The sequence below is a fragment of the Microbacterium sp. AC145 genome (genome assembly GCF_979258505.1).
Genome location: NZ_OZ409859.1, coordinates 2149546 through 2163947 on the forward strand (window position 1 = coordinate 2149546; position 14402 = coordinate 2163947).

At 68.5% G+C, this 14402-nt stretch carries 13 protein-coding genes and 1 riboswitch; of the genes, 8 read left to right on the plus strand and 5 right to left on the minus strand.

Annotated elements, in window-relative coordinates:
• Positions 1-22: 22 nt before the first annotated feature.
• Together ACZZZN_RS10475 and ACZZZN_RS10480 are read left to right on the plus strand one after the other, a co-directional pair.
• The gene (locus ACZZZN_RS10475) at positions 23-745 is read left to right on the plus strand and encodes a DUF6882 domain-containing protein (protein WP_463505089.1); all 723 of its coding nucleotides are present in this window, start codon (positions 23-25) and stop codon (positions 743-745) included.
• Positions 746-804: 59 nt separating this feature from the next.
• Positions 805-1371: a hypothetical protein gene (locus ACZZZN_RS10480; protein WP_463505090.1), complete on the plus strand. Its 567-nt coding sequence runs from the start codon at positions 805-807 to the stop codon at positions 1369-1371.
• 103 nt (positions 1372-1474) lie between these two features.
• Here ACZZZN_RS10480 and ACZZZN_RS10485 read toward each other — a convergent pair whose 3' ends face one another.
• Both ACZZZN_RS10485 and glyA read right to left on the minus strand, forming a co-directional pair.
• Positions 1475-2353 (minus strand): bifunctional methylenetetrahydrofolate dehydrogenase/methenyltetrahydrofolate cyclohydrolase, encoded by an 879-nt coding sequence (locus tag ACZZZN_RS10485; RefSeq protein ID WP_463505091.1) that lies wholly within the window; start codon positions 2351-2353, stop codon positions 1475-1477.
• Positions 2350-3624 carry a serine hydroxymethyltransferase gene (gene glyA / locus ACZZZN_RS10490; protein WP_463505092.1) on the minus strand — a complete coding sequence of 425 codons (1275 nt, stop codon included), beginning with the start codon at positions 3622-3624 and terminating at the stop codon, positions 2350-2352. The genes ACZZZN_RS10485 and glyA overlap by 4 nt, the downstream gene beginning before the upstream one ends.
• 36 nt (positions 3625-3660) lie before the next feature.
• Positions 3661-3745, minus strand: a riboswitch (ZMP/ZTP riboswitch).
• 54 nt (positions 3746-3799) lie between these two features.
• On the opposite strand from glyA, the gene ACZZZN_RS10495 reads away from it, so the two are divergent.
• The 6 genes from ACZZZN_RS10495 to ACZZZN_RS10520 all read left to right on the plus strand — a co-directional run bounded on the left by ACZZZN_RS10495 (position 3800) and on the right by ACZZZN_RS10520 (position 11417).
• Entirely contained in the window at positions 3800-5326 is a 1527-nt protein-coding gene (locus ACZZZN_RS10495; RefSeq protein WP_463505093.1) for a family 20 glycosylhydrolase, read from the plus strand.
• Positions 5311-6489 carry an N-acetylglucosamine-6-phosphate deacetylase gene (nagA, locus tag ACZZZN_RS10500; RefSeq protein ID WP_463505094.1) on the plus strand — a complete coding sequence of 393 codons (1179 nt, stop codon included), beginning with the start codon at positions 5311-5313 and terminating at the stop codon, positions 6487-6489. Before ACZZZN_RS10495 ends, nagA begins: the two co-directional genes overlap by 16 nt.
• A gap of 473 nt (positions 6490-6962) precedes the next feature.
• Positions 6963-9254, plus strand: coding sequence for a sigma-70 family RNA polymerase sigma factor (locus ACZZZN_RS10505; protein WP_463505095.1), 2292 nt, complete (start codon positions 6963-6965; stop codon positions 9252-9254).
• Positions 9255-9284: 30 nt separating this feature from the next.
• Complete coding sequence (locus ACZZZN_RS10510) at positions 9285-9656, plus strand: YrdB family protein (RefSeq protein WP_463505096.1); 372 nt, start codon at positions 9285-9287, stop codon at positions 9654-9656.
• Positions 9653-11017, plus strand: coding sequence for an FAD-binding oxidoreductase (locus tag ACZZZN_RS10515; protein WP_463505097.1), 1365 nt, complete (start codon positions 9653-9655; stop codon positions 11015-11017). The genes ACZZZN_RS10510 and ACZZZN_RS10515 overlap by 4 nt, the downstream gene beginning before the upstream one ends.
• Positions 11010-11417 (plus strand): NUDIX hydrolase, encoded by a 408-nt coding sequence (locus ACZZZN_RS10520; RefSeq protein WP_463505098.1) that lies wholly within the window; start codon positions 11010-11012, stop codon positions 11415-11417. The genes ACZZZN_RS10515 and ACZZZN_RS10520 overlap by 8 nt, the downstream gene beginning before the upstream one ends.
• 12 nt (positions 11418-11429) lie before the next feature.
• Here ACZZZN_RS10520 and nagB read toward each other — a convergent pair whose 3' ends face one another.
• The 3 genes from nagB to ACZZZN_RS10535 are packed head-to-tail and all read right to left on the minus strand — an operon-like array spanning position 11430 to position 14395.
• On the minus strand, positions 11430-12209 hold the full coding sequence (gene nagB / locus ACZZZN_RS10525) for a glucosamine-6-phosphate deaminase (protein ID WP_463505099.1): 780 nt from the start codon (positions 12207-12209) through the stop codon (positions 11430-11432).
• Positions 12202-13167, minus strand: a complete 966-nt coding sequence (locus ACZZZN_RS10530) for an ROK family protein (RefSeq protein ID WP_463505100.1) — start codon at positions 13165-13167, stop codon at positions 12202-12204. Before ACZZZN_RS10530 ends, nagB begins: the two co-directional genes overlap by 8 nt.
• A gap of 40 nt (positions 13168-13207) precedes the next feature.
• Entirely contained in the window at positions 13208-14395 is a 1188-nt protein-coding gene (locus tag ACZZZN_RS10535; protein ID WP_463505101.1) for an ROK family transcriptional regulator, read from the minus strand.
• Positions 14396-14402 lie beyond the last annotated feature (7 nt).

The following is a 14402-nucleotide window of genomic DNA, read 5'->3' on the forward strand; positions in this document are numbered from 1 at the left end:
CATTCCGGGTGAGACTGGGAGCATGACCTTCGCCGCGCTCCAGCCGCTCGCAGACCGTGCCGCACTGTTCACCGCTCTTCGCCAGGACTCGCTGGTGACCGCGCTCGAAGCCCTCGGCGACCATCGCTGGGATGCCGATATGGCGGCCAGTTCACTCACCTTCACATCGAACGAAGACGCCTCGCGCCAGCTGGTGACACGGGCCCATCTGGTGGCGACGATCGCCCCCGGTCCCCGCTCGCTGCTCTGGGCATGGGCGCACCCCCAGGGCGATCCTGACGGCATAGCAGCGCAGCTGCGCGACTACGGCATCGAGCACGGCATCGCCGAACTGAGCGAGACCGAACTCGCCTTCCCCGACGATGCCGCCGGCGATGCCGGGTGGATCACCGCCGCAGCGCACACCGTCGGAGGCGTCGCGGTCGAACTCACCGGACGCGCTCCGTACTACGTCGCGCCGGTCGGCGGCGGCACCTCCGCGGTCTTCCTGCTCGATGCACCGATTCCGCCACTGACGGTCGCCTCCGCCGCGATCGCGCTGCCCCGCATCCTCTCCGAGCTCGCTCTGACCGATGCACGCACCTCGGTGTGGGACGCCGCGCGCCTCGCCGGATGGAACCTGACCTGGACGGACGAATCGTTCTCCGGCGCGACGATCGCCGATGCCTCGGGTTCGGCGACGTTCCACTTCGATGAGCAGGCACGCATCACGAACGTCGAGAGCAGCCTGCACGCACAGAGCTGACCCCTCGCCGTGAACACGCTCTCGTGCCACGGCATCCGCGAGTGTGGAATTCTGGTGACATGAAGAACGGAATCGTCCGGTTCGCTGCCCTGTACGTCTTCAACGTCGCGGTGCTGCTGCTCATCGGCCTGCTGTCTGCAGGGGTGTCTGTCGGCTTCCACGCGCTCTGGGCTGCGGTGATACTCACCCTCGCCGCGCTCTTCGTGAAGCCGCTGCTGACCGGTGCGTTCCGCAAGGCTGCTGCGAAGTCGGCGGCCGACCGGACGAAGACCGGCGAGAAAGTCGTGCAGTACGTCCTCGTCTATCTCGTCGAGCTGATCATCTGGGTGTCGGTCGTCTGGCTCAGCGGCGTCCGCGCCTCGGGAGTCTGGAGCTACGTCCTGCCCCCGCTGTTCCTGCTGTTCGGCTGGATGATCTACGACCAGGTCGACGACAAGCTCAGGGCGAAGGCCGGCGAGCTGTACGACGCCGTGCAGGGCAAGGTGTCTGGCAAGAAGTCCGCCCCTGCTTCCACGGCGCCCGCGTCCCCCTCCGCACCGGCCGCGCCGGCCACCGCCGAGGCGCGCGAGGAGCTGCACGACGGCCTGACACCCGAGCAACGACGCATGCTCGACGAACTCGGCTGAACGCAGACGGCCCCGATCTGCAGACATCGTCCCGATTCGCGGACGAATCAGCGGGAGGAGTCAGCGGATCGGGGCCGGATGCGCAGATCGGGACCGATGCAGGTCAGACGAGGCGTTCGGCTGCCTCGACGACGTTGGTCATCAGCAGCGCCACGGTCATCGGGCCGACACCACCCGGATTGGGCGAGACCCAGCCAGCGACCTCTGCCACGTCGGGATGCACGTCTCCGAAGACCAGGTTCTTGCCGGTCTCGGGGTCGGTCTCACGAGTCACGCCCACATCGAGCACGGCGGCTCCGGGCTTCACGTCTTCGGCACGGATGAGGTGCTTCACGCCGGCCGCCGCGACGATCACGTCGGCCTCACGCAGATAGCGCGGCATGTCGACCGTGCCGGTGTGCGTCAGCGTGACCGTGGCGTTCAGGTCACGACGCGTCAGCAGCAGACCGATCGAGCGACCGATCGTCACACCACGTCCGACGACCACGACGTGCTTGCCCGCGAAGTCGTAGCCGTTGCGACGCAGCAGCTCGATCACACCGCGCGGCGTGCACGGCAGCGGGGTGTGGATCGGCTTGTTGACGTTGAGCACGAGCCGGCCGAGGTTGGTCGGGTGCAGACCGTCGGCATCCTTCGCCGGGTCGATCCGCTCGAGGATCGCATCGGTGTCGATGTGCTTCGGCAGCGGCAGCTGCACGATGTAGCCGTGGCAGTCGGGGTCGGCGTTGAGCTCGTCGATCAGCGCCTCGACATCGGCCTGCGTGGCATCGGCCGGCAGCTCGCGCTGGATCGAGTTCATCCCGATCGCCTCGGACTGTCGATGCTTCATCCCGACGTAGAGCTGAGACGCCGGGTCGGCCCCGACGAGCACGGTCGCGATGCCCGGGACGATGCCCTTCGCCTTCAGCGCGGCGACCCGCTCGGTCAATTCGGCCTTGATCGCGGCCGACGCCGCCTTGCCGTCGAGGACCTTCGCGGTCACTGCTGCAGTTCCGGGTAGAGCGGGAAGCCTGCGGCGAGCGCGTCGACGCGGGCACGGAGTGCCTCGACATCGGCGCCCGGAAGCAGTGCGAGGGCGATCACATCGGCCACCTCGGTGAACTCGGCATCGCCGAATCCACGGGTCGCGAGCGCCGGAGTTCCGATGCGCAGACCAGAGGTGACCATCGGCGGACGCGGGTCGTTCGGCACGGCGTTGCGGTTCACGGTGATGTGGATGTCGTGCAGCAGGTCTTCGGCCTGCTTGCCGTCGACGGCGGCGTCACGAAGGTCGACGAGCACCAGGTGCACGTCGGTGCCGCCGGAGCGCACTCCGATGCCCGCGTCCTTCACGTCCTGCTGCGAGAGGCGCTCGGCGAGGATCGATGCGCCGCGCAGGGTGCGCTCCTGACGCTCCGTGAATTCGGGGGTGCCCGCGAGCTTGAACGCGGTCGCCTTGGCGGCGATCACGTGCATGAGGGGTCCGCCCTGCTGTCCCGGGAACACGGCCGTATTGATCTTCTTGGCGATGTCGGCGTCGTTGGTCAGGATGAAGCCCGAGCGGGGGCCGCCGATCGTCTTGTGCACGGTCGACGAGACGACGTGAGCGTGCGGCACGGGGTTGGGGTGCAGGCCTGCGGCGACGAGACCCGCGAAATGCGCCATGTCGACCCAGAGCAGCGCGCCGACCTCATCGGCGATGGCACGGAAGGCCGCGAAGTCGAGGGTGCGGGGGTATGCCGACCAGCCGGCGATGATGACCTTCGGCTTGTGCGCGATCGCGAGGCGACGCACCTCGTCCATGTCGATCGTCGAGGTCTCGGGGTCGACGCCGTAGGCGACGATGTCGTAGAGACGACCCGAGAAGTTGATCTTCATGCCGTGGGTCAGGTGGCCGCCCTGGTCGAGGGCGAGGCCGAGAAGCGTGTCACCGGGGCGGGCGATCGCGTGCAGCACGGCGGCGTTGGCCGATGCGCCCGAGTGCGGCTGGACGTTGGCGAACTCGGCGCCGAAGAGGTCCTTCGCGCGCTGGATGGCCAGCTCCTCGGCGACATCGACCTCTTCGCATCCGCCGTAGTAACGACGACCGGGGTAGCCCTCGGCGTACTTGTTGGTGAGCACCGAGCCCTGCGCCTGCAGCACGGAGACGGGCACGAAGTTCTCGGATGCGATCATCTCGAGGAACGTCTGCTGACGTGCGAGCTCACGATCGAGGACCTGTGCGATCTCGGGATCGACCTCGGCGAGCGGGGCGTTGAAGTAACGATCGGTCATGACATGCTCCTCTGACAACGGATTCGAACGGGTATACCAATCGGCCCAGGCGCGCGGTCGAATTCCGTGGTCAGTCGCTCCCCGGTGGTAGTCCACCCAGACGCCAGTCGCGACGGTTACGAGCATAGCGGATCTGCCCCTGTGCTCTCCCGTTCTCGCAGGGTAGGTTTTGTTCATGGTCCTTCCCCATTCCATGCCCCTCGTTCCCCTCCCCCACTCCGCCAGCGTCGGCGACAGCCGGATGCCGCTGACCGACACCGTCCGCGTCATCGGCGATTCGCCCGTCGCCGAGCAGCTGATCGACGCGATCGCGCAGCGCAGCGGCATCCGCCTCTCCCGCTCATCCGGGCCCTCCGCCCCGGGCGACGCGGCGATCTCGCTGCGGATCGATCCGGATGCCGCCGCCCCCGAGGGCTACACCCTCACCGTCGGCGCGTCGGTCGAGATCGTCGGTGGAGACGAGGCCGGTCTCTTCTACGGATCGCAGACCTTGCTGCAGCTGCTGCGGGAGGGCGACGACGACGGGTGGGGACTACTGCACTCGGAGATCTCGGACGCACCGCGCTTCGCTCGCCGTGGCGTGATGCTCGACGTGACACGCCACTTCTTCACGGTCGCGGAGGTCTTGAAGTTCATCGACGCGACCAGCGCGCTGAAGTTCAACCACCTGCACCTGCACCTCAGCGACGACCAGGGATGGCGCATTCAGATCGACTCCTGGCCGAAGCTGACCCAGCTGGCGTCGCTGACCGCCGCCGGCGGGGACCGCGGCGGCTTCTATTCGAAAGACGACTATCGCGCGATCGTCGAGCACGCCGCGGCCCGCCACATGATCGTGATCCCCGAGATCGATCTTCCCGGCCACACGCACGCGATCGGAGTCGCCTACCCCGAACTCGTCGAGAGCCCCGTGCTCAACGACGGCCTCGTCGCCGAGTCCGAGCGCCTCGCCCAGCCCCTGCCCGTCAAGGGCGAACCGTACGTCGGGTGGGGCGTCGGCCACTCGAGCGTGCGCATCCATGACGAGCTCACCTACGACTTCGTCCGCGACGTGGTGCGCGAGCTCGCCGAGATCACGCCGGGCCCGTACCTCCATATCGGCGGCGACGAATCACTCGGCACCCCGCAGGCCGATTTCGACATCTTCGTCGAGCGCGCCACCGCGATCGTCGTGGAGGCAGGGAAGATCCCGGTCGCCTGGCACGAGGTCGGTGCCGCCGCCGGCATCGCCGAAGGCACCGTCGGTCAGTACTGGGGCAAGACGACTCCCGAGGGCACCCACGCCGAAGAAGCCGCGCATTTCGTCGCTCGCGGTGGCGCGCTGATCATGTCTGCAGCAGACGTCGCCTACCTCGACATGAAGTACTCGGCCGACTTCCCCCTCGGCCTCACCTGGGCGGGAGTCGTCGACGTGCGAACCGCCTACGAGTGGGAACCCACCGACGTGCTCGATGTGCCCGACTCGGCGATCATCGGCGTCGAGGCGCCTCTCTGGAGCGAGACCACCCGCACGATCGGCGAGGTCGAGCAGCTCGTGTTCCCGCGCGCGGCCGCTCAGGCGGAGATCGCCTGGTCACCGCAGACCGCCCCGGAACGCACGTGGGAGTCGTTCCGCACGCGACTCGCGACACTCGCCCCGCTCTGGGAGACTGCCGACATCGACTTCCACCGCGCCGAGGAGATCCCATGGACCGATCGATGAGCATCGTCTCGAGCCCGGAAGGATCGCTCGTGGTCCACTCCGCGACGATCATCGACGGCGGCGAGACCGTGCACGACGCCTGGGTGCGGATCGAGGCCGGTGTGATCGTCGATCGCGGTGTCGGCGCCACCTGGTCGCCGGCCGACGAGGTGATCGATGCCGTGAAGACGGCCGGAGCCGGCGCCGTCCTCAGCCCGGGACTCATCGACATCCACGGGCACGGCGGCGCGGGGTCGTCGTTCGATGACGGACCCGAGGCGATTCGCGCCGCCCGGGCGCTGCACCGCGAGCATGGGACCACCCGCGCGGTCGTGTCCCTGGTGACCGGCACACTCGACGAGCTCGAGCGCCGGGTCGCGGAGATCGCCGAGCTGATGGCGACCGACACCGACATCCTCGGCTCGCACCTCGAGGGCCCTTTCCTCGATCCGGGACACCATGGAGCGCATGCGCCCGCCCTGCTGCGCGAGCCCGTCGCCGACGACGTGTCTCGACTGCTCGAGGCAGGACGCGGCACGATCCGTCAGGTGACCATCGCTCCGGAGCTCCCGGGCGGTATCGACGCGATCAGGCTGATCACCGCGTCGGGAGCCGCCGCGGCGGTCGGTCACACCGATGCAAATGCGTCGATGGCGGTCGCCGCCTTCGATGCGGGGGCGTCGATCCTCACCCATGCGTTCAACGCGATGCCCGGGATCCATCACCGCGCCCCCGGCCCTGTACTCGCCGCGGCCGCGGATCATCGGGTCGTGCTCGAGGCCATCGCCGACGATGTGCATCTCGATCCGCATGTGGTGCGGTTGCTCTTCGACGCAGCCCCCGCACGTGTCGCGCTGATCACCGATGCGATGGCAGCCGCAGGAAGCGCCGACGGCGACTACGACCTCGGCGCGGTTCGAGTGACCGTGCGAGACGGCATCGCGCGCACGAACGACACCGGCTCGATCGCTGGTTCGACGCTCACTCAGGACGAAGCCGTCCGTCGAACCGTCGCGGCGGGCGTGCCGTTGGCAGATGCTCTACGAGCGGCGACGGAGACACCGGCGCGTGCGATCGGGGTCAGCGAGCGCCTGGGTCGTCTCACGATCGGACACCTGGGCGACGCGGTGCTGTGGACTGCACAGTTGCGCGTCGTGCGCGCATGGGTGGGCGGTCGGGCCTAGGCCCACGCTGCGCGCATCGACGCGCAACTCTGCGCTCTCCGGTGCCTTTTCTCTTTCTTGCGGGTGAGGGGCCGCCGTTCCCCAGATCGACGGCCCCGTCACAATTCCCCCCCACTCAGAGCGGTGAGTCGAGAACTCCTCCCCCGAGGCTCTCGACCCACCATGCCTGCGCTCATGCCCCCTGCATGAGCACCTGAGCTCCGCCCCCCGGTGGAGCTCGTGGCTGTCTCTATGTGATGAGACGATGCCGACCTCGATTCATTACGCGACTTCCCAGAAATTCTTCGAATTTCTTTGACGCAGGTTCACTTTACGACTTTGAACTGGGCTTTATTTTTCAGACGATCACGCGACCTATGCCGATCTCGGGGTGGCGCACCGAGAAGATCAGAGAGAGAATGGAGAAGACGCGTGATGAAACAACGAATCACGCGTCTCTTACTGTGGAGGCACTTCCGCCCCACGACAGACGGATGACTGTGGACCACGACAACTCACCTCACGACGAATCGATCGCTGACACCGAACTGGTGCTGCGCACCCGCTCGGGTGACGCCGCCGCATTCGGTGAGCTGTGGCGTCGCCACTACCCCTCGGGCATGTCGGTCGCGCGATCGATCACCTCGTCGATCGATCCCGACGACCTCGTCCAGGAGTCATACACACGCATCTACCAGGCGATCATCAAAGGCGGCGGCCCCAACGGCTCCTTCCGCGCCTATCTGTTCACCAGCATCCGCAACACGGCTGCCGCCTGGGGCAGGTCACGCCGCGAGTCGGCCATCGACGAGCTCGACAGCGTCGCAGATCCCGACAGCACCGAGCAGGCCGCGAACGAGGCACTCGACCGCAGCCTGACGGCTCAGGCCTTTCGTAGCCTTCCCTCCCGCTGGCAGGAGGTGCTCTGGTACACCGAGATCGAGCAGATGAAGCCGCACGAGGCGGCACCGCTGCTCGGCATGAAGGCCGGAGCCGTCTCTCAGCTGGCCTTCCGCGCTCGCGAAGGTCTCCGTGAGGCGTGGATCCAGGCGCATCTGCGCAGCGCCGCCCCTGGCTCTGACTGCCAATGGACGATCGAACACCTCGGTGCCTACTCTCGGGGCAACCTCGGCACACGCGACCACAAGCGCCTCGAGCAGCACCTCGAAGTGTGCGCGCGATGCATGATCGTGGCGGCCGAGGCGAAGGACATCTCCAAGCGGCTCGCCCTCGTGCTGCTCCCGCTCGTGCTCGGTGTGACGGGATCGGCCGGCTACCTCGCCACCCTGCAGGGTGGCGGGACCCCGATCGTCGCTCTCGCCGCCATGCCGTCGGGCATCACCGAGGGCGCAGTGGTCGCGAGCGGTGGCGTCGCGGGTGCGGCCGGCGGATCGACCGGATCAGGCGCAGGCGGCTCGACCGGTGTCGGCGGCGCAGGCGTCGGTGGCTCTGCGGGTGGCGCCGGAGCAGGTGGCGGCATCTTCAGCGGAGTCGGTGCCCTCGTCGGAGCCGGCTCGGCAGCCCTCGTCGTCGCCGGCGTCGTCGCAGCTGCGACCATCATCCCCGGCCTCGCGGGCGTCTCACCCGCAGCGTCCCTGCCCAGCGCAGGCGACAGCGATTCCTCGTCGATCAGCGCCGATGTCGGTCCCGACGAGGCGATGAAGGCCGACGAGAAGAAGCCCGACGTCATCGATGACGACGACGATTCGGATGCCGCGCCCGAACCCGTCGTTCCTCCCGCAGAAGAACCCGAGGTCAGCGAACCCGCCGAGGACACGGCTCCCGGCATCTCGCCTCCCACCGTGCCGACGGCTCCCGCGGCGCCGGCTCCGCCGACGGAGCCCGCGCCTGAGGTTGAGCCTCCCGTAGAGCCAGCGCCGCCCACGGAACCCGAGCAGCCCGTGGACCCTGCGCCGGAGCAGCCCACGGAACCCGAGCAGCCCGTCGACCCTGCGCCGGAGCAGCCCACGGAACCCGAGCAGCCCGTCGACCCTGCGCCGGAGCAGCCCACGGAACCCGAGCAGCCCGTCGACCCTGCGCCGGAGCAGCCCACGGAACCCGAGCAGCCCGTCGACCCTGCGCCGGAGCCGGAGCCGGAGCCGGAGCCCCAGCCGGAGCCGGAGCCCCAGCCGGAGCCGGAGCCGGAGCCGGAGCCGGAGCAGCCGACTCTTCCAGAGAAAGCTCTGGACTTCTCACTCTCAGACGCCTTCATCGACGGCAATACGTGGGTCACCCACTATGTCATCGCGGTGGAAGGCACGCCAGGCGCGCAGATCGCGTCGCACATCGCCGGGGAATCGGGAGGCACCAGCAGCGTCGTCCTCGATGAAGCCGGCCACGGCAACATCGATCTGCGTCCAACCCTCCGACAGCTGTGCGACGACTCCGCCGTCGACTTCTTCTATACAGCGGGCTCGGAATCCAGAACCTCGGCGACCACCACTCTCTCGGGCCTGTACGACATCAGCTCGACTCCGCTGATCGGCGAGCTGTTCGAGTTGGCATGCCAATTCGCGGACGACCCGGCACCGGCACCGGCACCGGCACCGGCACCACCCGGCCCCGACCCGGCACCGGGAGCGACCGACCCCGTACCTGAACCTGAATCTGAACCTGAGGACACGGCGGCTCCCGCAGCCCCGGATGCAGGGACTGCGCCTGAAGAGGCGACCACGCCCGCGGACGAGGGTCTCGACGATGCCACCGTCGATGAGGAGATCGCCCCCGTCGCCGATGAGGCGACGCCCGCAGTCGAGGACACCGACGAGGCCGTCCCCGCGCCCTGACCCGCCGCCACCGGCGAATAGACTGGATCCATGCACCAGGATTCCGCCTCCGTTCCCGGTGTCGACCGGCCCGCTCTTCACGCCCTCGACATCGTCCGATCGATCGTCCTGGTGGTGGCCGTCGGCACGCTTGCACTGTGGGGCTTCGCCACCTGGCCGCTGCCGTGGAACGTCATCCTCGGAATCGGCGCTCCCGTCATCGTGATCCTCGTGTGGGCGCTCTTCCTCTCGCCGCGTCCCGTGCTGCGGCTGCATCCGTTCCTCCGCGCCGCCGTCGAACTGCTCATCTACGTCGGCGTGACGATCGCCTGGTGGCTCATGGACCAGCCCCTGATCGGCATCGCCTTCGCCGTGGTGGCCGTCGGAGCAGGTGTGGTCAGCGGACGTCGTCGCATCGAATGAACACCCTCGATCGGCTGAGATCGGAGCTCGGCGTCCTCGTCGACACCGATCCCTCAGCGCTCGATGGCGTGAGAGCCGATCAGTCCGGCCACGCCGCAGCCGGAACCCCGCTGGCCATCGTCCACGCCGAGTCGGTCGCCGACGTGCAGTCCGTCATGCGCATCGCCACCGAGACCCGCACGCCGGTCGTGGTTCGCGGCGCGGGCACGGGCCTCGCCGGGGCTGCGAACGCCGGCGCGGGTGAGATCGTCCTCTCCACGCTGCGCATGACCGCGATCCACGAGATCCGAGCCGATGATCTGCTGGCGGTCGTCGAACCGGGCATCATCAATGCCGACCTCAACGCCGTGCTCGCCGAACACGGCCTGTGGTGGGCTCCCGACCCCGCGAGCAGGGCCATCTCGACGGTCGGCGGCAACATCGCGACCGGCGCGGGCGGACTCCTCTGCGCCAAGTACGGCGTGGTCCGCGACGCGGTGCTCGGCCTCGACCTGGTTCTCTCCGACGGTCGCCTGCTGCATCTCGGACACCGCAGCGTCAAGGGAGTGACCGGCCTCGATCTCACGTCGTTGGTGATCGGCTCCGAGGGCACGTTGGGCGTCGTCGTCTCGGCGACCCTCAAGCTGCGGCGCCTGGTCGAGGGCACCGTCTGCACGGTGACGGCCACGTTCCCCGACGTGCGCACTGCTGCGGCCGCCTCGTCCGCGGTCACCGCGTCGGGCAGCCAGCCGGCGATCATGGAGCTCATGGACGCCGCGAGTCTCGCCGCCGTCGCCGCTCTGCTCGCTCTGCCCTCGCCCGTCGCGGGCAGCGCTCAGCTGACGATCCAGACCGACGGCCCTGCCGCGATCGCGGAGGCGACGATGATCGCCGAGATACTCACCGCGCATCACGGCATCACGCAGGTCTCGCACGACCGCGCCGAGGGAGAACGCATGCTCGCGATCCGTCGCTCCATGCATCCGGCGATGGCGGCTCTCGGAACGACTCTCATCGAAGACGTCTCCGTGCCGCGGAGTGCGATGCCGGCGATGTTCGATGAGATCGCGCGCATCGAGAAGAAGTTCTCGGTCTCGATCCCGACCGTCGCCCATGCCGGCGACGGCAATCTGCATCCGAACTTCATCTTCGAGGGAGACGAGACGCCCCCCGTCGTCTGGGAGGCGGCCGACGAGCTCTTCCGGGCGGCGATCGCGCTCGGTGGCACGCTCACCGGCGAGCATGGGATCGGAACTCTCAAGAGCCGCTGGTTGGCCGACGAGATCGGCGACGATCAATGGCAGCTGCAGCGTCAGATCACACGCGCCTTCGATCCGCTCGGCATCCTCAACCCCGGAAAGGTGTTCACCGCCGATGCCTGATATCCACGTCAGCGCGGCGATCATCCTCGATGCGGATCGACGTGTTCTCGTCGTGCGCAAGCAGGGTACGACCAGATTCATGCAACCCGGCGGCAAACCGGAGCACGGTGAGACGCCCGCTGAGACGCTCACGCGCGAACTGCACGAGGAACTCGGTCTCGAACTCGGTCTCGACGATCTCGAGCCCCTCGGCAGGTTCGTGTCGGAGGCTGCGAACGAGCCGGGTCACCGGGTCGTCGCTGATGCCTTCGTCGTGACGATCGGCGCCGCGCAGCCGGTGGCGCAGGCCGAGCTCGCCGAGCTCCGGTGGATCACCCCGGCGGATGCCGAGACGCTGCCACTCGCACCGCTCAGCGTGGAGCACCTGCTGCCGCTGGCGTGGCCTTCCGGCACTCCCTGAGCGGTCGGCGGCTCAGAGCCCCTGCCAGGCAGGCTTGTTGGCGAAGGTGTAGCGGTAGTAGTCGGCGAGCTTCAGCTGCGACGCCGCTGCCTCGTCGAGCACGACGGTCGCGTGCGGGTGGAGCTGGATCGCGGAGCCGGGGAGGATGGCTGACAGCGGCCCTTCGACGGCTTCGGCCACCGCCCGCGCCTTGCCCTCGCCGAACGCCAGAAGCACCACGTGGCGGGCGCGGAGGATCGTGCCGAGGCCCTGGGTGATGCAGTGCCGAGGCACATCGTCGATCGAGTCGAAGAAGCGCGCATTGTCTTCGCGGGTCTGCTGGGTGAGCGTCTTCACGCGGGTGCGGGAGGCGAACGACGAGCCGGGTTCGTTGAACCCGATGTGTCCGTCGGTGCCGATGCCGAGGATCTGCAGGTCGACTCCGCCTGCGGCGTCGATCGCGGTCTCATAATCGTCCCCCGCGTGCTGAATCGTCTCGGCCGCGCCGTTGGGCACGTGGATGCGCCGCGGGTCGAGCCCGAGCGGCTCCACGACCTCGCGGGTGATGACCGAGCGGTAGCTCTCGACATGGGCAGGGTCGAGGCCGACGTACTCGTCGAGCGCGAAGCCGCGCACCTGCGAGACGTCACGACCGGCGAGTCGCGTGCGGAGCGCCTGATACACCGGCAGCGGGGTCGAACCGGTCGCGAGGCCAAGCACCGCATCGGCGCGCCGGTCGATGAGCTCGACGATCTCGGTGGCGACCAGATCGCCGGCCGCCTGGGCATTCTCGACGATGACGACTTCAGCCATGGGACACAGTCTCCTTAGAGGGGGTGGTGGAGCCGACGACCGCGGCACCGAAGGCGGCCGCAGGCGAGCCGGCCGGTAGCAACTCGATCCGCTCGTCGAGCTGCAGAGAGCGCATGAAGGGCGAAGCCGCCGCCCCTGCACGCAGAGAGGCGCGGATGCCGTCGCGGAGTCGATCTCCGAGGGCTGTCAGTCCGCCGCCGATGATCACCCGCTCGACGTCTGCGGAGAGCACGAGCGCCCGCACGGCCGCCGCGCCGCCGTGGAAGAGATCGGCGCGCAGCGCAACCCCTCGCTCGTCGCCGGACTCGGCCGCGTCGAGGATGTCACGCACGGGGAGCGTGCCCGGGCGGTTCCATGCCCTCGTGAGTGCTCCGCCTCCGCAGAAGGTCTCGATGCAGCCACGCTGGCCGCAGCTGCACAGGCGGCCGTTCGGATCCACCGAGAGGTGTCCGACCTCTCCGGCCGTTCCGCGTGACCCGCGCCAGATCTCACCGTCGATGACGATGCCCGCGGCGACCCCCGTACCGAGATTCAGATAGGCCATCGACCCGCTGATGCCCCTCAGCGCTGCCGCTCCGAGGGCTGCGGCCTTGACATCGTTCTCGACGCGCACGGGCACCGCGAGCTGCGCGGAGACGCGGTCTGCGAGGTCGAGCGCCTCGACGCCGAGGTTCACGGCATGCAGCACGCGCCCGGTGTCGGAGTCCACGACCCCAGGGATGCCGACACCGACCGTGCCGACCGTCGAGGGCTCGAATCCGCCGTCGACAGCGAGATCAGCGACGACGTCGATGATGCTCGACACGACGGCGTCGTCTCCCCAACCTGTCGGTCGACGCAGCCGGGCGATGATCTCACCGTCGGAGGCGACCGCGACGGCATCGATCTTCGTGCCACCGACGTCGAGGCCCACAGAAACCAGCCGACCGTCGAGGTCGGCGACAGAGGCGCGCGTCATCGGACGGCGCTCCGCGAATCGTTCAGGCCGTGCATCCCGATCACGAGACGCCCAGCTGCCCGGAGAGCACCATCACCGCGGTCCCCCGCAGCACGATGTCTGCCTGTGAGGTGCGACGGATGAGCGCATCCTCGAACACACCTTCCAGAGTACGAGCGTGCAGAGTGTGCACGGCGGAGTCGATCAGCACCCCGTCGAGCAGATCTGCGGGGCCCGACAGCACGACCTCCGACAGGTCGAGCGCTGCCACGATCGGTGCGATCGCGACGGCCATGCGGGTGCCGGCATCGCGAAGGATCTCGTCGCGGGAGTCCGGTGCGGCCTCGATCGCCGGGCGCAGTCGTGTCTCGCTGAGCCAGGCCTCGAGACAGCCGTCCTTGCCGCAGGCGCATCGCGGCCCTCCGTCGGTCCCGACGACGACGTGCCCGATCTCGCCCGCCGCGAAACGGCTGCCCACCAGCGGCTGGCTGCCGGTGATGAGTCCGGCTCCGACACCGCGACCGATGCGGATGAGCATGAAGTCGGCCTTCGCCTCACCGAAGGTGTATTCGGCGAGCACGGCCGCGTTGGCGTCGTTGCGGACCAGAACGGGAAGGTCGAGATCGACGCCGAGCTTCGCCTCCAGCGGCAGGTTGGTCCATCCGAGGTTCGGGGAGCTGAGCACCACGCCGTCGGGACGCACCACACCGGGAGTTCCGATGCCGACGCCGAGGATCGGTTGCGTGGCCGTGGCCACGAGCGCCCATGCGAGTGCGAGAGTCGCGGCATACGCGGCATCGCCATCGGGGCTCTCGGGCCGCGGCACCTCCCGGCGCTCGAGCACGTCTCCGTCGAGGCTGAGCAGCGCGCCGATGAATGCATGCGGGCCCGACAGGTCGATCCCGATGATCTGATGCCCGACGCGGTCGATGTCGATGAGGATGGGCGGCTTGCCCGGTCCCACCGTCTCGCGCACGCCCATCTCGACGACGATGCCGTCGGCGATGAACTCCGCGACGAGGTCGGAGATCGTGACCCGGGTGAGACCGGTCTCCCGAGAGAGGTCCGCACGGCTCATGGCGCCCGAGTGGTACAGGGTCTGCAGGACGAGCGCCCGGTTGTGGCCTCGCGCGTGCTCAGGAAGCACTTTGGAGCGCGAGCGCAGGTGACGACCGGGGCCGAATGCGTGAGCACTCGTGCCGAGGTACTCCGGCGTCGTCGTTGGGCGCTGTTCATCCGATACGGACATGTTTGTT

Bases quoted from the DNA above. Each gene is read 5' to 3' on its own strand.
- ACZZZN_RS10475 (WP_463505089.1), top strand. From the start codon at position 23: ATGACCTTCGCCGCGCTCCAGCCGCTCGCAGACCGTGCCGCACTGTTC.
- ACZZZN_RS10480 (WP_463505090.1), top strand. From the start codon at position 805: ATGAAGAACGGAATCGTCCGGTTCGCTGCCCTGTACGTCTTCAACGTC.
- glyA (WP_463505092.1), bottom strand. From the start codon at position 3,624: ATGACCGATCGTTACTTCAACGCCCCGCTCGCCGAGGTCGATCCCGAG.
- ACZZZN_RS10495 (WP_463505093.1), top strand. From the start codon at position 3,800: ATGGTCCTTCCCCATTCCATGCCCCTCGTTCCCCTCCCCCACTCCGCC.
- nagA (WP_463505094.1), top strand. From the start codon at position 5,311: ATGGACCGATCGATGAGCATCGTCTCGAGCCCGGAAGGATCGCTCGTG.
- ACZZZN_RS10505 (WP_463505095.1), top strand. From the start codon at position 6,963: ATGACTGTGGACCACGACAACTCACCTCACGACGAATCGATCGCTGAC.
- ACZZZN_RS10510 (WP_463505096.1), top strand. From the start codon at position 9,285: ATGCACCAGGATTCCGCCTCCGTTCCCGGTGTCGACCGGCCCGCTCTT.
- ACZZZN_RS10515 (WP_463505097.1), top strand. From the start codon at position 9,653: ATGAACACCCTCGATCGGCTGAGATCGGAGCTCGGCGTCCTCGTCGAC.
- ACZZZN_RS10520 (WP_463505098.1), top strand. From the start codon at position 11,010: ATGCCTGATATCCACGTCAGCGCGGCGATCATCCTCGATGCGGATCGA.
- nagB (WP_463505099.1), bottom strand. From the start codon at position 12,209: ATGGCTGAAGTCGTCATCGTCGAGAATGCCCAGGCGGCCGGCGATCTG.
- ACZZZN_RS10530 (WP_463505100.1), bottom strand. From the start codon at position 13,167: ATGACGCGCGCCTCTGTCGCCGACCTCGACGGTCGGCTGGTTTCTGTG.
- ACZZZN_RS10535 (WP_463505101.1), bottom strand. From the start codon at position 14,395: ATGTCCGTATCGGATGAACAGCGCCCAACGACGACGCCGGAGTACCTC.